This window comes from Taklimakanibacter lacteus, assembly GCA_003576695.1.
Classification (GTDB): domain Bacteria; phylum Pseudomonadota; class Alphaproteobacteria; order Rhizobiales; family Aestuariivirgaceae; genus Taklimakanibacter; species Taklimakanibacter lacteus.
In genome coordinates, this window is sequence record QOZQ01000002.1 from 415855 (window position 1) to 439696 (window position 23842).

Sequence of the window (23842 nt, forward strand, 5' to 3'; positions counted from 1 at the left end):
GTGAGCCTCCGGCTGTTCAATATCCCGTCCGATGTCGCCTTTCTGCCGGCTCTGACGCGCGCGATTCTGTCACAAGGTTTTCCAGGCACGGCCCCGCCGGCGCTCGATGAGCTGCCGCGCTGGACCATCCTCCTGCCCACCCGCCGCGCCGTCAGGAGCCTGCAGCGGAGCTTTCTGGCCAGTGCCGGGCGTGATGCGATGCTGCTGCCGCGTATCCGGCCGATCGGCGACGTCGAGGAGGATCTGCTGGCGCCCGAGACAGGCATGGGCACGCCGGAAGACGATCTCCTGCCGTCGGCGATTTCGAGCCTCGAGCGCGAAGCCTTGCTGATCCGGCTGATCGATGAATGGACGCAGGCACACCCGGAGGAGAGCCTGGCCTATGAGATTTCGGGCTCGCCCTCGCAGGCGATCCTGCTGGCCCGCAGCCTCGCCGAGCTGATCGACACATTCGAGACCGAAGAAGTCGATCTCGCGCGGCTGCCCGATCTCTTCGATGCCGACCTGGCCGAACACCGCAATTCGATCCTGGGCTTCCTCGCCATCATCCGCGAGAAGCTCCCGGTCGAGCTTTTCCAGCTCGGCCTCCTCGGACCGATGGAAAGGCGCAGCCGCCTCTTGCGCCTGGAAGCCCGCCGTCTTCTCGAGACGGAGCCTCAGGGGCCGATCATCGCCGCGGGCTCCACCGGCTCGATCCCGGCGGCGGCCGAGCTTCTGAAGGCGATCGCATCCCTTCCCCGTGGCGCTGTCGTGCTGCCCGGCCTCGACCAGGTGATGGACGCGGAAAGCTGGCAGCATGTCTCGCCCCAGCATCCGCAATTCGGCCTGAAGCGCCTCCTCGACTCCTGGCATCAGGACCGCAAGGATGTTGCCCTGCTGCCCGGGATCGAGGACAGCCGCCGCAATCCTTCCCGCGCCTGGCTTGCGTCCGAGATCATGCGGCCGACGCCTGCGGCCGGCAGCTGGCGCGCGGCGCTCATGGCAGGGCGCCGGAAGATCGCCGGCGGCATGGACAAGGTGGCGCTGGTCGAGACGCGCGATCATCACCAGGAAGCTCAGGTCATCGCTCTCAAATTGCGCGAGACGCTGGCGACGCCCGGCAGGACCGCGGCCCTGGTGACGCCCGATCGCGATCTGGCGCGCCGCGTCATCAGCGCGCTCAAGCGTTGGGACGTCGCGATCGATGATTCCGCCGGCGAGCCGTTGATCCGCCGGCCGCTCGGATCGCTGCTCGCCTCCCTCATCGATTATCGCCTGTCGGGCTTCGCCATCCATGAGTTTGCCAAGCTCCTGCATCACCCGCTCGCTTGTTTCGGGGCGGAGCCGCAAGCGGCGCTCAAGGCCGCCGGCATCCTCGATCTGGCGCTGCTGCGCGATGGCCGCGACCGGCTCGAGCCGCAGATGATCTCCGAGGTGTTGCTCAAGGCGCGCGCCGAAGCGGCGGCGAATGTCCATGCCCATCTGGCGCTGAAGCGTCTCGCTGAAGCGGATTGGGACGCAGCGCGCCTCCATGGCGAAAGAGTGAGCGCCGTCTTGTCGCCGCTCGGGGAGGAGCCGGGCGGCGAGACGCTGACCCGGCATGTCGATCGCCTGATCGGCTGTCTTGCCGGCATTGTCGATGCGGATGCCGATCCCGCCGCTTCTGAAGCGCTCGATCAACTCGTCCAGTCGATGGCGATGACGGAACGATTCCTGCCGCGCTGCGATCTCGAACGGTCACTGCTGTTTCTGTCCGGCTGGTTGCGCCGCCTGCCGGTGCGCCTGGCGCTGCACCATCCGCGCCTTGCCATATTGGGTCTTCTCGAGGCGCGCCTCATCAGCCCCGATGTCGTCATCATGGGAGGCCTGACGGAGGGAAGCTGGCCGGCGCAGCCCGATCCCGGCCCGTGGATCAACCGGCCGATGCGCGAAACGCTGGGCCTCACCCCGCCCGAGCGCAGCATTGGCCTCACCGCCCATGATTTTGCGCAAGGATTTGGCGCGCCAGAGCTCATGCTCACCTTTTCGAAGCGGGTGAAGGACCAGCCCGCGGTCGCCTCGCGCTGGATATTGCGGCTCAGGATGATCCTCGAAGCGACCAGGACCTCCCATGATGAGGGCGCGCAATGGCGCCAATGGGCCGCGGCCTTCGATGCGGCGCAGGGCGACCGCCGGGTCGCGATGCCCAGGCCGAAGCCGCCGGCTGCCGCACGCCCGAAGACCCTCTCGATCACGCAGGTCGAGAAGCTGATGCGTGATCCCTATCGCATCTATGCCGAGAAGGTCCTGCGCCTGTCGCCCTTGCCGCCCATCGGTGCGGCCGCCGATCTGGGACTGAGGGGCAATCTCGTGCATGACGCGCTCAACCGTTTCTCGCAAGCCTATCCGCTTGCTTTGCCGGAAGATGCCGAAGGCGAGCTGCGCCGCATCGGCCAGGGCGTCTTTGCGCCGCATATGGCGGATGCCGACGTGTCGGGCTTCTGGTGGCCGCGCTTCCTGCGCATCGTGCCTTGGTTCATCGAAGAGGAACGCGCGCTGCGCAAAGGCCTTCTTCACATTCATGCCGAGGTCGCCGCCGCTTATTCCTTCGACGGCTTCACCCTGACCGGCCGGGCCGACCGCATCGACATACTGGCATCCGGCAAGGCGCGGCTCATCGACTACAAGACGGGACGCATCCCGACCAGCCCCCAGGTCAAGAGCGGCCTCGCGCCGCAACTGACTCTTGAAGCCGCACTTCTGGCTTTGGGCGGGTTTGCGGATGTCGACCCCATAGAAACGGATGAGCTTCTCTATATCAAGCTCTCGGGCGGCGCCCCGCCCGGCCTGATGCAGCCCGTCACCGACATCGAGGTGATGGACAAGGCGCGCGAGCATCTGGAGAAGTTCAAGGCGCTGATCAAGGCCTATGACGACGTCACTCATGGCTATTTGCCGCGCGCCGCGATGGAGAAGGAGCAGGACACCTCGCCCTTCGATCATCTCTCGCGCTGGCGCGAATGGTCGCTTGCCGAGGACGGCCGATGAAACTGCCGCAGGCAAGCTATGACCAGCGCCTTGCTTCCGACCCGCATCAATCGGTCTGGGTGGCGGCCAATGCCGGATCCGGCAAGACGCATGTCCTGGTCGATCGTGTCATCAGGCTGATGCTCTCGGGCACGCCGCCCGACAAGATCCTGTGCATCACCTTCACCAAGGCGGCCGCCGCCGAAATGGCGAGCCGCCTGCATGGCCGGCTCGGCAAATGGGTGGTGCTCGAGGATGCCGACCTCGTCCAGCATATCCGCGCCATGGGTCACCAGGATGTGACCGCCGACACGCTGAAGCGCGCGCGCGAGCTCTTCACTTTGGCGCTCGAGACGCCGGGCGGCCTCAAGATCCAGACCATCCATGCCTTCTGCGAAAGGCTGTTGCAGCTCTTTCCGGTGGAAGCGGGGGTAGTGCCGGGCTTCGAGGTGATGGATGAGCGAAGCTCGGCCGAGCTTCTCGACCAGGCGCGCCGGCGCATCATCGCCGATGCCGAAAGGGCGGACGATCCGGCGCTGAAGCGCGTCGTGGCGCGCGCCCAGGCCGAGGCCTTCGACGAGCTGCTGCGCACCATCCTCATCAAGCGCTCCGATCTGTCGGTCGATCTCGATTATCTGCGCGCCGAGCTGGGGCTCGGACCCAAGGACACCGCGGACAGCATCACCGGGCGGCTGCTCGCCATCGATGTTGCGCTCTATGACCGGATGATCGCTTCTCTCGCGCGCTTGCCCGGCAGCACCGATCAGAAGTCGGCCCGCGCGCTCGCGCGCATCAGGGCGGGCGATGGTGAGACCTTCAAGGAATTGTTCCTCAAGAAGGACCTCAAGCCTAGGGCGCTCTCTTCCGTCGTCAGCAAGAAGGCGCAGGCGGCCGAACCCTGGCTCGCCGAGGTCATGGAAGGAGAGATGGCGCGCTGCCTTGCACTCCTCGGCAAGGCGCACACTGTCGAGATGATGGACGCGACCGAGGCGCTCGTCACACTGGCGGCCCGCATCATCGCCGATTATGAGCGGCTGAAGCGCCTCTATGGCCGGTATGATTTCGAGGATCTCATCCTGCGCACCAGGCGGCTTCTGGTCGAGCAGGTATCGTCCGCCTGGGTGCTGTTCAAGCTCGATGGCGGCATCGACCACATATTGGTCGACGAGGCGCAGGATACGAGCCCGGCGCAATGGCAGATCGTCAAGGCGCTGGCCGAGGAGTTTTTCGCCGGCACAGGTGCGCGCGGCGGCATCACCCGCACGCTCTTCGTCGTCGGCGATCGCAAGCAGTCGATCTTCTCCTTCCAGGGCGCCGATCCTTTGGCCTTCGAGGAGACGCGGCATTATTTCGCGACCCGCCTCAGCGAGGCCGCGGGCCTTGCCAATGTGTCGCTCAGCATCTCCTATCGCTCGACCGCGACCGTGCTCGATGCGGTGGACAAGGTTTTCGCCAATGCGCAGGCCAGGCGCGGCGTCAATGCCGGCGATCATGACGACATCGTCCACGAGGCGGTGCGCAAGGGCCAGGCCGGGCTCATCGAATTGTGGCCGGTCACGCTCAAGGACGACAAGCCCGACTACGATCCCTGGCTCGTCCCGGTCGACCGCATCGACCGCAACCATCCCGCCCGCAAGCTGGCGCAGCAGATCGCCCAGACCATTGCGGGTTGGCTCGCTGCGAAACGCTGGATCGCCTCGCTTGGCCGGCCGGTGGAGCCGGGCGATATCCTGATCCTGGTCAGGAGCCGCAATGATTTCTTCTCCAGCATGCTGCGCGAGCTCAACCGCCACAGCGTGCCGGTGGCGGGCGCCGACCGCGTGACGCTCAATGATCACATTGCCGTCCAGGATCTTCTGGCGCTCGGCCAGTTCATCGTGCTGCCCGAGGATGATCACGCGCTTGCCTGCCTGCTCAAATCGCCGCTCGTCTCGCATCCGCAAAAGCGTGCCTTCAATGACGATGATCTTTTCGCGCTGGCGCAGGCGAGGGGCCGGGCCGGCTTGTGGCAGCGTCTTCAGGCGAGCGACACGTTAACGCCCATTGCCGCGAAGCTGCGCCGGTGGATGACGATCGCCGCCCAGGAGTCGCCCTTCGGTTTCTATAGCCGCGTGCTGGGCGAGGACATGCCGAGCGTTCGGCAGAACATATTGTCGAGGCTCGGCCCGGAGGCGGTCGACCTCATCGATGCCTTCCTCAATCTGGCGCTCGATTACGAGCAGCGCGAGACGCCGAGCCTGCAGGGCTTCCTGCACTGGTTCACCTCGGCCGATACGGAAATCCGCCGCGACATGGATCAGAGCGGCGATGTAGTGCGCATCATGACGGTGCATGGCGCCAAGGGGCTCGAGGCCAACATCGTCTTCCTGCCGGATACCTGCCAGCCGCCGGACGACCGCAATGAAGTGCAGCCGCTTCTGCTGCCCGCACCCGAAGGCAAGCTCGTGCCGCTGTGGCGCTTCGGGGGCGGTGTCGAGGCGCCGGAAGTGGCGCGCAAGCGCGATCTCCTGCGCGACCAGCGCATGGATGAATATCGCCGCCAGCTCTATGTGGCGCTGACCCGGGCGCGTGATGAGCTCTATATTTGCGGCTATACCAGCGACGACGCGCCCAAGGCCTCGAGCTGGTATGCACTGATCGAGGCGAGCCTGGAGGAATACCGCCGCGGCGATGGCGTGATCCGCAATGAGGGCTTCCAGACCGCCGAATTGCCGCCATCCGCGAAACCGGAGCAGCGAGCCGAGGCGCCTCCTTCAGTCCCGCCCTGGGTCGCCGCAAAGCCCCCGCGCGAGGTCACGGGCGGCGACTGGATCAACCCGTCGCGGCTGGTGCGCAAGAAGGCGGCCCACTCCTCGCCTGCCGCCCTGGAGCAGGGCCGGGCTTTGCACCGGCTGTTCCAGCTCCTGCCCGATCTGCCGTCGGCCAGGCGGGTCGAGGCCGCCCGCCAGCTTCTCGAAAGGCGCGGCATCACCGGCGACAAGGCGCGAAAGCTTTGGGAGCAGGTGATCGCCATTATCGAGCATCCCGATTTTGCCCCCTGGTTCGAGGGGCAGGGACTGGCTGAAACCGCTCTGATGGCTGAACTGGGCGACCGGGGCCTGCTGGCCGGCCAAGTCGACCGGATCGTGGTCAGGGAGGAGGACGTCCTGATCCTCGATTACAAGAGCGACCGCTCTCCCCCGCGCGAGCCTGGCGCCGTGCCCGTGGCCTATAGTGCCCAGCTCGCCGCCTATCGCGCCGCCCTCGTCCGGATGTTCCCTCACAAGGCGGTGACGGCGGCCCTTCTGTGGACCGAAACCCCGCATCTGATGGTTCTTCCCCCGGAGCTGCTGGACAAGGCATGATCCGGAAAATGCGGCTCCTCGACTTCCCAAAAGATCACACGCAAACAAAGGGATAGAATGTGAGGGCGGGATCCATGCGCTTCGGCGTCATGCCAGCCATGTAAAGGAACCGGCCTTGACCCTGAGGGCCCCGGTCCCTACCTTTCCATCAACCGATTCCTATCTTTCCCCCACGAGGTTCCCATGACAACGAAACCGGTCTCCGACTCCTCCTTTGACGCCGATGTCCTGAAAGCGGACGGCCCGGTGGTCGTCGATTTCTGGGCCGAATGGTGCGGTCCCTGCAAGATGATCGCCCCGGCGCTCGAAGAGATCGCCAAGGAGCTCGGGACCAAGGTCAAGGTCGTGAAGATCAATATCGACGACAATCCGAAGACGCCGTCGCAATATGGCGTGCGCGGCATCCCGACCCTCATGCTGTTCAAGGGCGGCAAGGTCGCCTCGACCAAGGTCGGTGCCGCCCCCAAGGGCCAGCTCCAGTCCTGGATCGAACAGTCGATCGCCTGATCTCTGATCAATCTGAATATCAAAGCGCGGTCCGATGATCCGGGCCGCGCTTTAATTTTGTCGCTGCTAATCGCAGGATCCCTGGATTGCCGTGGGGGGCTGGGCCTTACCACCCTCGCAGCCGGCCCCTTGGGGGAGTGGCGTCATTCGCAACCTTGCAGCTCTACGCTCGCTTGCGGCCTTGCTGGGCGCCGCGGCTGCCCATGGCGATAAATTCGCCAGTATCAGATTTGCGCCCCAAGAGCCGTGCGCCTCGGCTTTTGAGGCCCTTGGATTTCGCCGGCGAGCTCTCTTGCCGCGCGGCCTTGGGCCGGAGCTCGACGCCAACGGCACGCATTACCTTGAGGACTGTGTCAAAGCTCGGATTGCCCTTGCCGGAAAACGCCTGGTATAGGCCCTCCCGGTTGAGGCCGGTCTCGCGGGCGATTTTCTGCATGCCCTGGGCCCGAGCAACATCGCCCAAAGCCTTGGCGACCACCCGCGCATTATCCCCATAGTCTTCAAAGATTGCCTCCAGATAGGCGGCAATCTCTTCAGGGGTGCGGAGAAACTCTGCCGCATCATAGGGAGCGGCGACCTTGCCGGGATCGATGCCGGCTTTGCTGGGTACCCTGCTCATAGGTTTTGTCCTTTCCAATACTCAGCGTATTGCTTGGCCTTGCGGATATCCCGACTCTGGCTCGACTTATCACCGCCAAGCAGTACGACCGTCTTGGCGAGCATAGTATAATAGACGCGATAGCCTGGGCCGAAAGCGAACCGCATTTCCATCACGCCGCCGCTCACTGACTTGACGTCGCCCGCATGGCCGGTCACCTCGAAAGCCGACATGCGCGCAGTGATCCGGGCGCGAGCCTTCTCGTCCAAGCTGTTCAGCCAGTCTGCATAGGCTTGCGTCCTGATGAAATCAGCCATCGTGGACAATGTAGGTTATTTCTGACAGTTGTCAAGTTTAACCGACATATGCATTTCTGCTGAAGTGGCAAACCATCGCTGTGCGACACACTTCGGTCACCTCGGTGCTCACTCCCGCTTGGCAACCGGCGCCAGTGACAGGGACTGCCCGCTGGCGACCAGCATGTCGCGCAAGCTGGCGATCCGTTCGGGCGGCGTGTTGACCAGCACGACGAAGCACAGGGTCGCGGTCACCCGGCCGGCCTGGTCCCTGATCGGGGCGGCGATGCAATGGGTGTAGGGGTCGATCAATCCAGAGGTGATGCAGGAGCCTTCCTGGCGCGCGGCCGCAACAGCCGCCAGGAACTCCTCGATCGTCATGGCGGCGCTGCGCGGCGGATGCAGGTCGCCCGGCGCGATCATCGCGCGGATCTCCGCATCCGGGAAATCGGCGAGCAGCAGCCGGCCTGAGGCCGTCCAGGGGAGCGGGATGCCCACGCCGACCTCGGAGCTCACGCGGAAGGGCCGCTGGCCTGAGCTCATATGGGCGACGGTATATTTGCCTTCATGCAGCACGCAGAACTGCGTCGTCTCGCCGGTCTCGCGCGCCAGCCTGTCGACCTCGGCGCGGGCGCGCTCGAACAAATCATGGGCGCGCAGATAATCCATCCCGTAGAAATACATGCTCTTGCCGAAGAAGACCTCGCCATTGGGGCCGACGGTTTCGAGCAGCGATGCATCGGTGAGGCTCTTGACCAGCGAATAGACGGTCGAGCGCGGCGCCGAGAGGGCGCGCGCCAGGTCGCCGACGCGCACTGGCCGGCCGACCCGATGCAGATGCGCCAGCAGCGCAATCACCCGGTCGAGGCCGCGTTCCCGGCTCGAGCCGGTCTGTTGTGCCGCCGGGCGGTCACTGGACGGGGGAGTCTGGTCCAAAGCGCGTTCCCTTTCGAAACTTGGCCTTGTCTGAGGCAGGTTCTGTGATAGTATGTACAGAATACAAGATAGATGTCCAGTATATTGGACAAAAGGGGCCGCTCAGCCATCCCGGCATCGGGTTCAGCGGCCGAAAAACAAAGGTGCCAAGGAGGGAAGCGATGGACCAGGATCTCGAACGTCGTCATTTTCTGAGGCTGGGCTCGGCCGGTGCGGCCTTGGCGGGGGCGGCCGTGCTCGCGAGCACGGCGCTCAAGCCCGAGCAGGCCTATGCGCAGGCGGCGGCAACCAGCCAGCTGCGCACCATACTCGATCGCGGCAAGCTCATCGTCGGCACCGGCAGCACCAATGCCCCGTGGCATTTCGAGAATGACAAGGGCGAGCTTGTCGGCATGGACATCACCATGGGCAAGCTCCTCGCCAAGGGTTTGTTCGACGACGAGACCAAGGTCGAGTTCGTGGATGAGGCGCCGGACCAGCGCATCCCCAACATCACCACTGGCAAGGTCGACATCGTCATCCAGTTCATGACGATCTCGGCGGCGCGCGCCCAGCTCATCAATTTCTCGCGCCCCTATTATGTCGAGGGCATAGCGCTCCTCACCCGTCCCGACGCGACCAACAAGGATTTCGATTCGCTGCTCAAGGGCGGCAAGGACACCAAGGTGTCGGTGCTGCAGAATGTCGATGCCGAAGGCACGGTGCATCAGGTGCTGCCCGAAGCTCAGGTCCTGCAGGTAGACACGCAGGCCAATGTCGTCCAGGCGCTCGATTCGAAGCGCGTCGATGCCGCGGCGGTCGATCTCTCGACGGTGCGCTGGATGGTGGCGCGCACGCCCGACCGCTATGCCGATAGCGGCAAGGCCTGGCAGAACCAGCTCTATGGCGCGGGCGTGAAGCAGGGCGATCTCGACTGGCTGACCTTCGTCAACACCTGCTTCGATGTGGCGATGCATGGCAACAACTCGGCCATCTATGACCAGGCCTTCAAGGAATATTTCGGCGTCGACCTGCCGGCGCGCGCGACGGGCTTCCCGTCCATCTGAGTGTGAAGGTGAGAGGCTACTCCCCTTCTCCCGTCCGAAGGATGGGAGAAGGTGCCCGACCTTGCTTCGCCGAAGAGGAAGTTATCTGCTCTGTCAGAGCGAAACCTCGGCTTCGCGAAGGCAAGAGGGCGGATGAGGGCTCTTCCTCGTAGCGTGCAAGGATTTAGAAGGCACTGCGTGTTGAGGGCGAAGAGCCCTCACCCGGCCTTCGGCCACCCTCTCCCATTGCTTCGCAACGGGCGAGGGGGAAAATAGAGAGATGGCTCGCCTGCTTCGGGAAATCCCATGTGCGATTGCTTTATGGGTGCTTCTTGAGTGGATGCGACCTTCGAATTCGAGACACTAGATGGGCTATGATCTCAACTTCACGCTGATCTGGCGGCATTTCGACAAGCTGTGGTCGGGGCTGATCCTCAGCCTCGAGCTTGCCATCCTGTCGATCGGCATCGGCATCGTCATCGGGCTCATCCTTGCCGTCATCTATGTATCGGGAGGACGCATCGCGCGCGCGCTGATCGCGGCCTATGTCGAATTGATCCGCAACGTCCCCCTCATTCTCCTCGTCTATCTCGTCTTCTACGGCATCCCGACCGTCTTCGATTTCGCCTACGACAACACGACCTCCTTCGTCATGACCTTGTCGGTCTATGCCGGCGCCTATCTGGTCGAGGTCTTTCGCGCCGGCCTCGATGCCGTGCCAAAGGGCCTCATCGATGCCGGCAAGGCGATCGGCCTCACGCCCTGGCAGCGCTTGGTTCATGTCCGCCTGCCGACGATGCTGCGCATGACGCTTCCCGCGCTCTCGAACACTTTCGTGTCGCTGTTCAAGGATACCTCCGTCGCCTCGGTGATAGCTGTTCCTGAGCTTACCTATGGCGCGCAGTGGATCAACTTCAACACCTTCCGCATCATGGAAGTCTATCTGGTGGTGACGGGCCTCTATCTCGTCACCGGCTACGCCATCCTCCTCGGCCTGCGCGCGCTCGAGCGCCGCTATTCCATCGGCCGCTGATCATGCTCGACCAGGTCCTCTATGCCATTCCCTTCCTCCTGCCGGGCCTCCTGGTGACCATCGAAGTGTCGCTGATCACCGTCGCGATCTCGACGGTGATCGGCGTCGCGCTGGGCGTCGGCCTCGTCTACGGGCAATGGCCGCTGCGCTGGGCGATCCGCGGCTTCAGCGACATCATTCGCGGCATTCCCATCCTGGTGCTGCTGTTCTTCGTCTATTACGGCCTGCCGCTGACCGGGATCAATCTCAACAACTTCGCCGCCGCCGTGCTCGGTCTCACCATCTTCAAGATCGCCCAGGTGATCGAATATGTGCGCGGCGCCATCGAATCCGTGCCGCGCGGCCAGATGGATGCGGCCAAGTCGATCGGCCTGCCGTTTCACGAGAGGCTTGCCTATGTGATCGCTCCGCAGGCTTTGCGCCGCTTCCTGCCGCCCTGGCTCAATGGCGTCACCGATGCGGTCAAGGGCTCGGCCTTGATCTCGCTCCTGGGCGTCGGCGATCTCCTGTTCGGTATCCAGAAGGTGGTCGGAAGGACCTACGAGCCGCTGGCGCTCTATTGCTTCGGGGCTCTTGTATATTTTGCGCTGAACTATGCGTTGTCGCTCGCCAGCCGCGCGCTCGAGCGCCGCTTCAGCTATATCCGGGAGTGAGGTGTTGATGTCGGGAAAACCAACTGGCGCCACGCCGCTGCTGCGCATCAAGGGCGTGCAGAAATCCTTCGGATCGACCCATGTCCTGCGCGGCATCGATCTCGACGTCGCCCGCGGCGAAGTGGTGACCATCATCGGTCCCTCGGGCGGCGGCAAGACGACATTGCTGCGCTGTGTCAATTTCCTCGAAACCTATGATCGGGGATCGATCACTATCGACGGTGCCGAGGTTGGCTACCGCGATGGCGAAGCGCGCAAGCGCCGGACCGAAACCGACCTGGCCCGCATGCGCGCCGAGACCGGCATGGTGTTCCAGCTCTTCAATCTCTTTCCACATCTGACTGCCGCGCAGAACATCACTTTGGGGCTGACGCGGGTGAGGGGCCTTGGCCGCGCCGAGGCCGGGGACAAGGCTATGCATTGGCTGAAGCGCGTCGGGCTTGCCGACAAGGCCGGGCACCTGCCCTCCGAGCTCTCCGGCGGGCAGCAGCAGCGTGTCGGCATTGCGCGCGCGGTCGCGATGGAGCCCAAGATCCTTCTCCTCGACGAGATCACCTCGGCGCTCGATCCCGAGCTCATCGGCGAGGTGCTCGATGTCGTCCTGTCGCTGGCGGCCGACGGCATGACGATGCTGATCGTGACGCACGAGATCGGCTTCGCCCGCGATGCGTCGCATCGCATCGTCTTCATGGCCGAGGGCACCGTCGGCGCCGAGGCGCCGCCCGCCGAGATCTTCTCGCCCAACCAGCCGAATGAGCGGTTGCGCAGCTTCCTGGGCCGGTTCAGCGCCGCGCACCGCCTGTGAGATGCCGATGACGAAATCTCCTTACGAGCGGCTGCGGGCTCTGGGCCTGCCCCTGCTGGAGCCGGCAGCGCCGGTCGGAACCTATGTCCCCTTCAAGCTGTCCGGCAACATGCTCTATCTTTCCGGTCAGGGACCCAGGCAGGCCGATGGCCGGCTCATGACCGGCAAGGTCGGACGCGACCTCGATGTCGCGCAAGCCTATGAACATGCGCGTCTCACCGGCCTCAATCTTCTGGGTGTAGCCCACAAGGCCCTGGGCGATCTCGGCCGCGTGGTGCAGGTCGTCAAGCTGTTCGGCATGGTCAATGCCACGGCCGACTTCCGCGATCATCCCGCCGTGATCAATGGCTGCTCCGATTTGCTGGCGACGATATTCGGCGAGACCGGCCAGCATGCCCGCTCGGCCGTCGGCATGGGGTCCTTGCCCGGCAATATCTCGGTCGAGATCGAGGCCATATTCGAAATCACAAAGGCAGGCACATGAGCAACAAGAGCCACGATATCCGTCCAAGCCTGGGCCTCAGGCCCGTCATCAATGTCTCGGGGACCATGACGGCGCTCGGCGCCTCGATCATCGTGCCGGAAGCGATCGCTGCCATGACGGCGATCGCGCCGCAATTCGTCGAGATCGATCAGCTGCACCGAAAGGCCAGCGCCATTATTGCGCGATTGACAGGCGGCGAGGCAGGGTTCGTCACCGCGAGCTGCGCCAGCGGCATTTCGCTGGCCATTGCCGGCGCCATGACGCGCAACGATCTGCTGGCGATCGAGCGCCTGCCGGACGACACAACAGGCCTCAGGAACGAGGTGCCGATCCAGATCGGCCATATCGTCAATTACGGCGCACCGGTCGATCAGTCGATCCGTCTGGCCGGGGCGAAGGTGGTGCCGGTTGGGACCGTCAGCAGCGCCTATGGCTATCAGCTCGAGAATGCGATCAACGAGCGCACCGCGGCCGCCCTCTATGTCGTGTCGCACCACACCGTGCAGTATGGCATGATCCCCCTGAAGCAGTTCGCGGCCATCTGCCGGGCGAAGAACGTCCCCGTCATTGTCGATGCCGCGTCCGAATATGATCTCAAAGGCTTCCTGGCTCAGGGTGCCGATGTCGTCATCTATTCAGGCCACAAATTCCTGGGGGGCCCGACGACCGGCATCGTCGCCGGACGGAAAGACCTGGTGCGCGCCGCCTATTTGCAGAATCGCGGCATCGGCCGCGGCATGAAAGTGGGCAAGGAGAGCATTGCCGGCGTGATGGCGGCGCTCGAAGCCTGGGAGAAGCGCGACCATGCGGGCATCCGCAAGCGCGAGCGCCAGGCGCTTGATCTGTGGCTCGCCACTTTGCAGGCCATCCCCGGCATCGCCGCCGAGATCGAGCCCGATCCGACCAATAACCCGCTCGACCGGCTCAAGGTGTCGGTCCTTCCCGACAGCGGCTTCTCGGCCGCGAGCCTCGCCGCGGCGCTGGCGGCCGGCGATCCGCCCGTCATCGTCCGCGACCATGAGACGGAGCGCGGCCATTTCTATCTCGACCCGTGCAACCTGCATCCGGGCGAGGCCGAGATCGTCGCCGGGAAGCTTGCGAGCACGCTGCGCTCGTCGAACGCCGCGCGCTTCGCCGAGGCCGGCAAGGAGAAGAGCTTCAGATCGCTGCTCTCCTGGCCCGATTAGGGCGGAATTCAGCTCGACGCCTCCAGCACGACTTTGATGCTTTGGCTGCGGTCGAGTGCCAGGCGCATCGCCGCAGGCGTATCGGCCAGTGGCCGACGCGCCGTGATGAGTTGCTGCACATCGATCCCGCCCTGGACGATCAGATCCACCGCCCGCGCGAACTCCTTGTCGAAGCGGAAAGAACCCCGGAAATCTATCTCCTTGGCCATGATCGCATTGGCCGGCACGGGGATTTCGCCGCCCGGCAGATTTCCGATCTGCACCAGGACGCCGCCGCGGCACACCGTGCGGATAGCCATCGCGAGCGCTGACGGCGCGCCTGTCACCTCGAAAACGACGTCGAATGGCTGCTCCTGTGCCGCTGCAACGAGCTTGTCGTTGCCTTCGGAAATGTCGAAGGTTGCATTCGCACCGAGCTTCCTGGCGAAGGCAAGCGGCTGTCCCGCGATGTCGATCATCGTGAGATCCCCGGCGCCGGCGAGTTTGGCGGAAAGCATGGTCAGCAGCCCAATCGGTCCGGCGCCGAACAGCGCGACACGCCTGCCCTTGAGGTCGCCCGCGCGCGAGGCGGCGTGCAGGCAGACCGCCAACGGCTCGGCCAGCGCGACTGAGGCAAACGGCAAGTCTTTCGGCACGACGATGCACTGCGCCGGAACGACATCGAAGAAGGTCGCGAAGCCGCCCTGCATGTGCGGCGTCTTGGAGGCCGAGCCCATGAAATAGATGTTCTCGCACAGATTTGCGCGGCCTTCGCGGCAGCGCGCGCAGTGCCCGCACCAGCGCGATGGATTGATCGCCACATGGTCGCCGACCTTGAGGTGGGTGCCCTGTAGGCCGACCTCCGCCACAGTGCCGGCGATCTCATGGCCAAGTACCAGCGGCGAGGTGACGACGAAATTGCCGGTGCGGGCATGGCGGAAATAGTGCATGTCGGAGCCGCAGATGCCGGCGGCGCCGAACTTGATGCGCACCATACCCTTAGCCAGGGGGTCGAGCGGCTGCGCCACCATGCGCAGGTCCTCGGGCCCGAACAGCGTGGCCGCCAGTGCAACTTCACTCATGTCTGTCTCCCGCGCATGAAGCCTACTGTATCAATCCGGCCTGCCGGGGAAGCCACAGCGTGATCGCCGGCACGAAGGTGATGATCAGCAAGGCCACCAGGAGCGGCACCAGCCAGGGAAGAATGGCCATGGTGGTGCGCTCGACCGAGAGCTTTGCCACACGCGACAGGACGAAAAGCACCATGCCCAGCGGTGGATGAAGGAGGCCGATCATCAGGTTGAGCGTCATGACGAGGCCGAAATGCACGGGATCCACGCCATATCTCGCCGCGACGGGAAGCAAGATCGGCACCAGGATGGTGATCGCCGCGATCGTGTCGAGGAAACAGCCGACCACCAGCATCAGGATATTGACCAGGATGAGGAACGCCCATTTGTTGTCGGTCAGCGCGAAGATCGCATCGGAGAAGACGGTGGCCGCCTGGCTCACCGTCAGCAGCCAGGCGAAGATCGACGCCGCGGTGACGATGAACAGGACTGAAGCCGTCGTCTCGATCGTGTCGAAGCTCGCTTTGACGAGCGTCGGAATGGTCATGGTGCGATAGCGCACGAGGCCCAGGAACAATGACCAGATGACGGCGGCCATCGCCGCTTCCGTCGGCGTGAACCAACCCATGGTCATGCCGCCGATCAGGATGATGGGAGTCATCAGCGCCATCACGGCGGAGAAGTCGAAATACCAGTCGAGCACCACCAGCACGACGAGTGAGGCCAGAACCGCGACATTGATCGACAAGCCAGCCAGCACCAGCAGATAGACGGCAAGCGGAAACAGTGCGACCACGAGTATTTCGAGACTCGCCTCGCCGAGCTTGGCAAGAGAGAACGGCGTATCGGAGCCCCAGCCACGCCTGTAGGCGAAGACGGCCACGGTGACCATCATCAGCAGCGTCATCACGACGCCCGGCACGATACCCGCCATGAACAGCGCGCCGATCGAGACATTGGCCATCATGCCGTAGATGACGAAGGGCAATGAGGGCGGGAAGATCGGCCCGAGTGTCGCCGAAGCGGCGGTCACGCCCACGGCGGCATCTACCGGATAGCCGTGGTCCTTCATGGCCTTGATCTCGATCGTGCCGATGCCGGCGGCATCAGCCAGCGCCGTCCCGGACATGCCGGAAAAGATGACCGAACCGATGATGTTGACCTGCGCCAGGCCGCCTTTCATCCAGCCGACCAGCGCCAGCGCGAAGGTATAGATGCGGCCGGTGACTCCGGCGATATTCATCAGATTGCCGGCGAGGATGAAGAACGGCACAGCCAGCAGCGGAAAGCTTTCGACGCCGGCGATCATGCGCTGGGCGGCGATGAGGTCGGGCGCCACGTTATAGATCAGGAGGTAGGCGACCGACGCGACCGCCATGGACACGGCGACCGGCACGCCAAGCAGCATCAGAATGAGAAAACCACCAACGAGCAGCAGCATGGACTCAGGCTCCCGGAGTGTCGAATTTTTCAGGGTGTTCGAGGACGGAATAGCCACGGCGATAGTTCTGGACAAGCACCTGCGCGGAACGCACGAGCATCAGGACGAAGCCGACAAAGACGAGATAGAAGAACCAGCTGCGCGGCAGATTGACGGTCGTCATGCGTTCATCCGCGACGATCGCCACGTAGCGCCACATGAGCCACGACGCATAGGCGAAGAACAGGACACGGATGGTGTCGACCGCGAGCGAGAGATACCTGCCCGCGCCGGCCGGCAGATAATGGTAGAGCACGTCGACATGGATGTGCCGCGATGTGCGCACGCACATGGCGGCCCCGAGAAAGACGACGACCACCAGCGTGTTGATGGCGATCTCCTCGGTCCAGGCCAGGCTGTTGTTCAACGCGTAGCGGGTGAAAAATTGCAGGAAGACGCAGGTGACCATCACCCAGAACAAGGCAAGGGTCAGCCAGTCTTCCCAGCCGTGATGCGACAGATGGACGGGGGCAGCCTCCTCTTCGAAAGCATGCGCCAGTTCTTCGGCGGTCACCTGCGTGTGATGCTCGTGCTGAGCCATGGACGGCCCTCCCCGCTATCCAGTGGTTATCCCTTGGGATCCCTCTCCCATGTTTCGCACGGGAGAGGGAGAATGTCGGCGCGGATACGCTGTCGCGTCTCGGCTATTGGATCGCCTTGATCGCTTCCCAGTCGGCCTTGTCGTAGCCGAAGTCCTCGAACTTCGTTTTCTCCAGCACGGTCTTCTCGAAGTCGGACTTGTCGATGTCGGTGACGGTGAGGCCCTTGTCCTTGAACACCTGCACCAGTTCCTTCTCGCGGGCGACGATCTTCTGGGTGGCGCGGGCAGCCGCCTCCTGCATCACTTCGGTGAAGATCTTCTTGTCCTCATCCGAGAGGCTGGCCCAGCGGGTCTTGGAGACGATCGTGTTGAGATGGTCGACGATATGGCCGGTGAGCACGATGTTCTTCTGCACTTCGAAGAACTTCTTGGCTTCGATCGTCGTCAGTGGGTTTTCCTGCGCCTCGACGGTGCCGTTCTGCAAGGCGAGATAGACCTCGGCAAAGGCGATGGGCGTTGTGTTGGCCCCGCAGGCGCGCGGCATGGCGAGATAGGCCGGCACGTCAGGCACGCGGATCTTAAGCCCTTGCATGTCGGCGCACTTGGCGATCGCCCGATTCGAGGTCGTCTGGCGCGTTCCGTAGTAGGTGGTCGCGACAATCTGATTTCCGGTCTTGTCGGCATAACCGGCCGTCAGCTTCCTGTAGGTGTCGGTCTTGGCGTATTTCAGCAGATGATCGGCGTCGCGGAAGATATAGGGGAAGTACGTCACGCCAATGGGCGCATATTCCTTGGCCGCGAAGCTTGAGCCTGAGATGATGATATCGACGGTGCCGAGCTTCAGGCCCTGATTGATGTCGGCCTCCTTGCCGAGCTGCGAGGCCGGGAAGACTTCGACTTTGTAGCGGCCATTGGTACGCTTGGCGATCTCCTCGCCCGCCCATACCGATTCAGTATGGAAAGGCTCGGTCACCTCATAGACATGCGCCCATTTGAGCACCTCCTGGGCGTGTGCCGTGCCTGCCATGAGAAAGCCGGCGGCGGCTGCCAGAAGGGTCGTTCCGATCGTGCGGCGTGAAATCATGTTTTCCTCCCATTGTTCACGTTGCGTTGGATTGGAAGTCGAGGCTATCGAAGTAGTTCGGCCGGAGCTCGGCCATCACCGGCAGATCTGACAGGATCTGGCGCAGATGCGCGCGCATCGCTGCATCGGCGCCCTGCGCGTCGCCTTTGGCGATCGCCTCGACGATGGCGTGATGCTGGTCGACGGCGCGCTCGGCGGCTGAGCTCATGATGAAGCTCAGCTGGCGCAGGCGGTCCATTTGGGCCTTCACATTGTTGACGATGCTCCACACATGCGCTTTGTCGGCGGCAGCCGCGAGTGTGCGGTGGAAGGTCTCGTCGAGCTGCAGGAAGTCGCCGGCTTTCTGGTGCGCGACATTGCGCTGCGCCTCGATTTGTGCGTTCAGGCTGGCAACGACGTGCGGGTCGCGTCTTTCGGCGACAATCCTGACGATATCGGCTTCGACCGCCTCGCGCACGAAGCGGGCATCCATGACGGAAGCGATATTGATCTTGCGCACCAGCGTGCCGCGCTGCGGGCGGATCTCGACCAAGCCCTCCTCGGCCAGCTTGATGAAAGCTTCGCGAACCGGCTGACGGCTGATGGAGAAGGCACGCGCGATCTCGGCCTCGGAGATCAGTCCGCCGGGCTCGAGGTCCCCACGAATGATCCGCTCGCGCAGCGACCGGTAGACCTGAGGTCCGACGGGCTCGCTTTGCTCGACGGCCCAGCTGATACCAGTGTGAACTCCCAACCGTTCCTCCTCCGGTTGAAGCCAGGTTATATCAACTACCATACTAGTCAACAGGCAAATGTGGGGCTACACATCAAGGAGCACATGACGACGAAAAGCCCGGTGGGGAGGAGCATGCACCAGAGACTTTGCGAGAAGACACTGAGCTCCCTTCCGGCGTTCGTCGCCGTCCCTACCTATCAGCGGGACGCCATTCGCAACGGCATTGTGCATTTGGGTGTCGGCGCCTTCCACCGTTGTCACCAGGCGGCCTATGTCGATGACTGCCTGAATGCGGGGGCCAGGGACTGGGGGATCATCGGCGCTTCCCTGCGCCGAAGCGATACCCGCGATGCGCTCGAAAGTCAGGACGGCCTCTACACGCTGGCCGTGCGCGAAGGCGGCGGCGAGGCCTTGCGGGTGATCGGGTCGCTCACATCCGTGCTGGTGGCGCCCGAGAATCCAGGGGCCTTGCTCGGCGCACTCAGCGATCCCGCGACACGCATCGTCACCTTGACCGTGACCGAAAAGGCCTATTTGCGTGGCCCCGACGGCCGGCTGGATGCCGAGGATCCCGACATCGTGCATGATCTCGCACATCCTGACACGCCGAAGACGGTGCATGGCTTCATCGCCGCGGCTCTCGAACGGCGACGAACCAATGGCAGCAGGCCTTTCACCGTCCTTTGCTGTGACAATCTTCCGGCCAATGGGGCGACGGTGCGCAATGTGATGCTCGATTTCGCTTCCCTGCGCAGCGCCGCGCTGGCGGAGCATATCGCCCGCGATGTGGCTTTTCCATCAAGCATGGTCGATCGGATCGTGCCCGCCACGAGGCCTGAGGATCGCCGGCGGATCCGCGAAACCCTGGGCGTCGATGACGCCTGGCCGGTCATGACTGAGCCCTTCTCGCAGTGGGTGGTGGAGGAAAATTTTTCGACCGGACGCCCCGACTGGGAACAGTTCGGCGTCACGATGGTCAATGACGTCACGCCGTTCGAAGAAATGAAGCTCAGGCTTCTCAACGGCTCGCACTCAGCCCTGGCTTATCTGGGTCTGCTTTCAGGCCATGTCACCGTCGATCAGGCTTTTGCCGCCCCGCGCCTTCGCCGCTTCATCGATCGATTATGGGCCGAAGCGGCCGCAACCCTGCCGGCGGATGTCAGCCGCATGTCCGAGGATTATACAAGGCAGCTGTCCCAGCGCTTTGCCAACGATGCTCTTGCTCATCAGCTCAAGCAGATCGCGATGGATGGAAGCCAGAAACTGCCGCAACGGATCATAGGCACGGCGATCGCTCGTCTGAAGGTTGGCCTCGATGCCGATCATCCGGCCATGGTGGTGGCCGCGTGGATTGTGGCCTGCGGTGCCCGCGGCACGGCGCTGCCGCTTCAGCATTTCTCCGATCCGCTTGATGTGCCGATCCAGACTCTCCTGGCGCGCAGACTGTCGCCTGAGCAAACCGTGAGTGGGATATTCGACCTCACCGGCTTCGCCCATGGCGAAGCGCTGCGCAACAAGCTCATCCAGCTCGTCGCAACGCACGTGACGCGACTGTGGGAGAACGGTGTCGTTCAGGCCCTCGACCATCTGCAGGGAGCTTCCTCATGAAACAGACCTGGCGCTGGTTCGGCCCCGACGATCCCGTGACCCTCGCCCATGCACGTCAGGCCGGCGCCACGGGCATTGTCACGGCGCTTCATCATCTCAATGACGGCCGGGCCTGGCCGCTGGACGAAGTGATGCGGCGCAAAAGCGAGATCGAGGCTGCCGGCCTTACCTGGGATGTCGTCGAAAGCATCATCGTCCATGAAGACATCAAGACGCGCAGCGGCCGTTGGCGCGAGCTTGTCGCCAACTATAAATCGTCGATCCGGGCCGTCGCCGCCGCAGGGGTGAAGACCATCTGCTACAATTTCATGGCGATCACCGACTGGACGCGTACCGATCTCGACTATCCGATGGCGCATGGCGGAACGGCGCTGCGTTTCGATGTCGTGGAATTCTGCGCCTATGATGTCCTTGTCCTGAAGCGGCAAGGCGCCGAAAAGGACCATCCGCCGTCCCGCCTTGCCGCGGCGCGAGAACGACTGGCCGCGATGAGCGAAACCGGGCTCGCGCGTCTGGAAGCAAACCTGATCGGCTGGGTGCCGGCGCGGGAGTTCATCTTTGATCGCGAGAGTTTTCGCCGAGCGCTGGACCGCTATCGCGATCTCACCACAGGCGGTCTGCGCGAGAATCTCCTCGACTTTCTGCGTGACATCGTTCCCGTGGCGGAAGAGGCCGGGGTGGGGATGGCCATCCATCCGGACGATCCTTCCTTTCCGATCTTCGGCCTGCCGCGCGTCGTCTCGACTGCCGCAGATGCGCGCGCCATCATTGCCGGCTGCCATTCGCCCGCCAATGGCCTGACATTATGCTCGGGCTCCTACGGCGCCAATGGCGCCAATGACCTCGTCGCCATGGCAAGGGAATTCGGACCGGACATCCATTTCGCGCATCTGCGCAATGTCACCAGGGAACCCGATGGTTCATTCCACGAAGCCGAACATCTCGAAGGCGACACCGATATGGTTTCCCTCGTTCGCGCCCTGATGCAGGAGGAAGCCCGGCGGCGTGATGCCGGGCGATCGGACCATGAAATTCCTATGCGGCCCGATCATGGCCATGCCATTGTCGACGACATCGGCAAGAAGGTGAATCCGGGCTATTCCTGCATAGGCCGCCTCAAGGGGCTGGCGGAATTGCGCGGGATCATGCGGACGCTGTCTGCGCTGGAGAAGGCCGGTTCGTGACGGAAGTCAACCTTGCTGCGCATGGTGCGATTTCGAGCTTTTCGCGTAAGGCCCGGCCTGTCGCTCGTCAGCGCCGCCCCGCGCCCGTCACTTGCGACATGGCCTCGCCCGAATGCTGGGCGAGCACGCGGCCGGCGAGATAGAGCGATCCGGCGATCAGGATGCGTGGCGCCGGAGTGATCTGCGCCGCCTGCCGCAAGGCGTCTTCGAGACTGTCGGCCGTCTCGGCGCTCATGCCATGGCGGCGCGCCGCTTCCGCCAGCTCGCGCGCCGGCAGGGCATTCTCTTCTTCGGGAATGGTCAGCGTGACGACGCGATGGGTGAGGCCGGCGAAAGGTGCGATGAAATCATCGGTCGCCTTGGTGTTGAGCATGCCCCAGATGAGGACGAGAGGCCGCGACACTCGGTCATTGAGCTCGCTGAAGGCCCGGGCCAGCGCGCGTCCGGCGGAAGGATTATGCCCGCCATCGAGCCACAATTCCGCATCCTTGGGGACGAAGGACCACAGATTGCCGGGACCGAGCCGCTGCATCCGCGCCGGCCATGTGGCGATCTTGAGTCCTTGCGCGATCTGGGCCTCGCCGATGCGCTTATCATTGAGCTGACGCAAGGCGGCGATGGCGGTGCCGGCATTGTCGATCTGGTGGCGTCCCGGCAGTTGTGGCAGCGGCAGGTCGAGGAGGCCGCTCTCATCCTGGTAGACGAGCCTGCCATGCTGCTCATAGGCCTGCCAGTCCTGGTTGGCGATGAGGAGCGGCGCGCGCTCGGCCTCGGCGCAACGCTCGATCTCGGCGCGCGCCTCGTCGGGCTGCGGCGCGATGACGGCCGGCACCATGGGCTTCAATATGCCGGCCTTCTCGCGTGCGATCTCGGTGAGCGTCGTGCCCAGATATTGCTGATGGTCGTAATCGATGGTGGTGATGATGCTGAGCCTGGGCCTGGCCACAACATTGGTGGCGTCGAGCCTGCCGCCGAGGCCCACTTCCAGCACCAGATAATCGGCCGGATGGCGCGTGAAAGCGAGGAAGGCCGCCGCCGTGGTGATCTCGAAGAAGGTGATGGGCTCGCCACCATTCACCGCCGCGCATTCCGCGAGCAGGTCTGAAAGCTCGGCTTCGCTGATGAGCTCGCCGCCGCCCTCTCTGCCGAGCCTGATGCGCTCGTGGAACTTCACCAGATGCGGCGAGGTATAGCAGTGGACGGAAAGCCCTGCTGCTTCCATGGCCGAGCGCAGATAGGCGACGGTCGAGCCCTTGCCATTGGTGCCCGCGACATGCAGCACCGGCGGCAGCTCGCTTTGCGGATTGCCGAGGCGCTCGAGGATCCGCCACATGCGGTCGAGCTTGAGGTCGATGATCTTGGGATGAAGCGACAGCAGCCGCTTCAGGATGGCATCGCTGACGGCCATATCAGCTTTCGGCCGGGACGAGGGCCGTGCCGTTGCCGTTACCGTTGATGCTGTTCTTGAGGATGGGTGGCGCCTTGGTCAGGATGCGCACCACGCGGCTCACCGTGTCGCGCATCTGGTGGCGGTGCACCACCATGTCGACCATGCCGTGCTCCTGCAGATATTCGGCGCGCTGGAAGCCTTCCGGCAGCTTCTCGCGGATTGTCTGCTCGATGACGCGCGGCCCCGCGAAGCCCACGAGAGCGCCCGGCTCGGCAATATGCACATCGCCCAGCATGGCATAGGAGGCTGTGACCCCGCCAGTCGTCGGGTTGGTCAGCACCACGACATAAGGGAGCTTCGCCTCGCGCAATTCGCGCACCGCGACCGTCGTGCGCGGCAATTGCATGAGCGAAAGGATGCCTTCCTGCATGCGCGCGCCGCCCGACGAGGCGAAGAGCACATAAGGCGCTTTCTTGTCGACCGCCGCGCGCATCGAGGTGATAAGGCCTTCGCCCGCCGCCATGCCCAGAGATCCGCCCATGAAGGAGAAATCCTGGACGGTGATGACGATCGGAAGTCCGTCGAGCGTGCCGGACCCGGCGAGGATCGCGTCTTCGGCGCCGGTCTTCTGCTTCGCCTCCTTGAGGCGGTCGGTATAGCGCCGCTCATCGCGGAATTTGAGCGGATCGAGCGTCGCCTGCGGCAAGGCGATCGTCTCGTAGCTCGCATCGTCGAACATCGACTTGAGCCGCACATCGGGCGCCATGCGCATGTGGTAGCCCGAGCCCGGAATGACGAACTGGTTGTTTTCCAGATCGCGGTAGAACACCATTTGTCCCGTCTCGGGACATTTGACCCACATATTCTCGGGCGTCTCGCGCTTGGCGCCGAGCAGGCCGCGGATCTTCGGGCGAACGAAATTCTTGATCCAGTTCATC

21 protein-coding genes are annotated in these 23842 nt (G+C 63.8%); 11 read left to right on the forward strand and 10 right to left on the reverse strand.

Annotation, left to right across the window (positions count from 1 at the left end; translation table 11 throughout):
• The 3 genes from addB (at position 1) to trxA (ending at position 6836) form a co-directional block, all read left to right on the forward strand.
• Positions 1-3006, forward strand: coding sequence for a double-strand break repair protein AddB (addB, locus tag DT068_RS05050; RefSeq protein ID WP_119388683.1), 3006 nt, complete (start codon positions 1-3; stop codon positions 3004-3006).
• A complete protein-coding gene (addA, locus tag DT068_RS05055) occupies positions 3003-6329 on the forward strand; it encodes a double-strand break repair helicase AddA (protein WP_162914007.1) in 3327 nt (1108 codons plus the stop codon). Before addB ends, addA begins: the two co-directional genes overlap by 4 nt.
• A gap of 183 nt (positions 6330-6512) precedes the next feature.
• Positions 6513-6836, forward strand: a complete 324-nt coding sequence (gene trxA, locus DT068_RS05060) for a thioredoxin TrxA (RefSeq protein WP_119388685.1) — start codon at positions 6513-6515, stop codon at positions 6834-6836.
• Positions 6837-6999: 163 nt separating this feature from the next.
• Here the strand turns inward: trxA and DT068_RS05065 are convergent, their stop codons facing one another.
• From DT068_RS05065 to DT068_RS05075, 3 genes are all read right to left on the reverse strand, one after another.
• Complete coding sequence (locus DT068_RS05065; RefSeq protein ID WP_119388686.1) at positions 7000-7455, reverse strand: addiction module antidote protein; 456 nt, start codon at positions 7453-7455, stop codon at positions 7000-7002.
• Positions 7452-7751 carry a type II toxin-antitoxin system RelE/ParE family toxin gene (locus DT068_RS05070; protein WP_119388687.1) on the reverse strand — a complete coding sequence of 100 codons (300 nt, stop codon included), beginning with the start codon at positions 7749-7751 and terminating at the stop codon, positions 7452-7454. Before DT068_RS05070 ends, DT068_RS05065 begins: the two co-directional genes overlap by 4 nt.
• Positions 7752-7859: 108 nt before the next feature.
• A complete protein-coding gene (locus tag DT068_RS05075; protein ID WP_119388688.1) occupies positions 7860-8666 on the reverse strand; it encodes an IclR family transcriptional regulator in 807 nt (268 codons plus the stop codon).
• A gap of 161 nt (positions 8667-8827) precedes the next feature.
• Here DT068_RS05075 and DT068_RS05080 point away from each other — a divergent pair, with 161 nt between their 5' ends.
• From DT068_RS05080 to DT068_RS05105, 6 genes are all read left to right on the forward strand, one after another.
• The gene (locus DT068_RS05080) at positions 8828-9712 is read left to right on the forward strand and encodes a transporter substrate-binding domain-containing protein (protein ID WP_119388689.1); all 885 of its coding nucleotides are present in this window, start codon (positions 8828-8830) and stop codon (positions 9710-9712) included.
• A gap of 346 nt (positions 9713-10058) precedes the next feature.
• A complete protein-coding gene (locus tag DT068_RS05085; RefSeq protein WP_119388690.1) occupies positions 10059-10724 on the forward strand; it encodes an amino acid ABC transporter permease in 666 nt (221 codons plus the stop codon).
• Between the two features lie 2 nt (positions 10725-10726).
• Positions 10727-11377: an amino acid ABC transporter permease gene (locus DT068_RS05090; RefSeq protein ID WP_119388691.1), complete on the forward strand. Its 651-nt coding sequence runs from the start codon at positions 10727-10729 to the stop codon at positions 11375-11377.
• Positions 11378-11384: 7 nt separating this feature from the next.
• Complete coding sequence (locus DT068_RS05095) at positions 11385-12182, forward strand: amino acid ABC transporter ATP-binding protein (protein WP_119388692.1); 798 nt, start codon at positions 11385-11387, stop codon at positions 12180-12182.
• A gap of 7 nt (positions 12183-12189) precedes the next feature.
• Complete coding sequence (locus DT068_RS05100; protein ID WP_162914008.1) at positions 12190-12666, forward strand: RidA family protein; 477 nt, start codon at positions 12190-12192, stop codon at positions 12664-12666.
• On the forward strand, positions 12663-13853 hold the full coding sequence (locus tag DT068_RS05105) for an aminotransferase class V-fold PLP-dependent enzyme (RefSeq protein ID WP_119388694.1): 1191 nt from the start codon (positions 12663-12665) through the stop codon (positions 13851-13853). Before DT068_RS05100 ends, DT068_RS05105 begins: the two co-directional genes overlap by 4 nt.
• Positions 13854-13861: 8 nt before the next feature.
• Here DT068_RS05105 and DT068_RS05110 read toward each other — a convergent pair whose 3' ends face one another.
• From DT068_RS05110 to DT068_RS05130, 5 genes are all read right to left on the reverse strand, one after another.
• Positions 13862-14914, reverse strand: coding sequence for an L-idonate 5-dehydrogenase (locus DT068_RS05110; RefSeq protein WP_119388695.1), 1053 nt, complete (start codon positions 14912-14914; stop codon positions 13862-13864).
• Positions 14915-14936: 22 nt separating this feature from the next.
• Positions 14937-16343, reverse strand: coding sequence for a TRAP transporter large permease (locus tag DT068_RS05115; RefSeq protein WP_119388696.1), 1407 nt, complete (start codon positions 16341-16343; stop codon positions 14937-14939).
• A 4-nt stretch (positions 16344-16347) separates the two neighbouring features.
• Positions 16348-16923, reverse strand: a complete 576-nt coding sequence (locus DT068_RS05120) for a TRAP transporter small permease (RefSeq protein ID WP_119388697.1) — start codon at positions 16921-16923, stop codon at positions 16348-16350.
• A gap of 103 nt (positions 16924-17026) precedes the next feature.
• On the reverse strand, positions 17027-18007 hold the full coding sequence (locus DT068_RS05125; protein WP_438816411.1) for a sialic acid TRAP transporter substrate-binding protein SiaP: 981 nt from the start codon (positions 18005-18007) through the stop codon (positions 17027-17029).
• A gap of 16 nt (positions 18008-18023) precedes the next feature.
• Positions 18024-18740, reverse strand: coding sequence for a GntR family transcriptional regulator (locus DT068_RS05130; protein ID WP_368904440.1), 717 nt, complete (start codon positions 18738-18740; stop codon positions 18024-18026).
• Positions 18741-18854: 114 nt separating this feature from the next.
• Between DT068_RS05130 and DT068_RS05135 the strand changes: the two genes are divergently transcribed.
• Positions 18855-20330 carry a mannitol dehydrogenase family protein gene (locus DT068_RS05135; protein WP_119388699.1) on the forward strand — a complete coding sequence of 492 codons (1476 nt, stop codon included), beginning with the start codon at positions 18855-18857 and terminating at the stop codon, positions 20328-20330.
• Positions 20327-21514, forward strand: a complete 1188-nt coding sequence (gene uxuA / locus DT068_RS05140) for a mannonate dehydratase (protein ID WP_119388700.1) — start codon at positions 20327-20329, stop codon at positions 21512-21514. Before DT068_RS05135 ends, uxuA begins: the two co-directional genes overlap by 4 nt.
• Before the next feature lie 67 nt (positions 21515-21581).
• Here the strand turns inward: uxuA and DT068_RS05145 are convergent, their stop codons facing one another.
• Together DT068_RS05145 and accD are read right to left on the reverse strand one after the other, a co-directional pair.
• Entirely contained in the window at positions 21582-22922 is a 1341-nt protein-coding gene (locus DT068_RS05145) for a bifunctional folylpolyglutamate synthase/dihydrofolate synthase (RefSeq protein ID WP_119388701.1), read from the reverse strand.
• Between the two features lies 1 nt (position 22923).
• Positions 22924-23841, reverse strand: a complete 918-nt coding sequence (gene accD, locus DT068_RS05150; RefSeq protein ID WP_119388702.1) for an acetyl-CoA carboxylase, carboxyltransferase subunit beta — start codon at positions 23839-23841, stop codon at positions 22924-22926.
• Position 23842 lies beyond the last annotated feature (1 nt).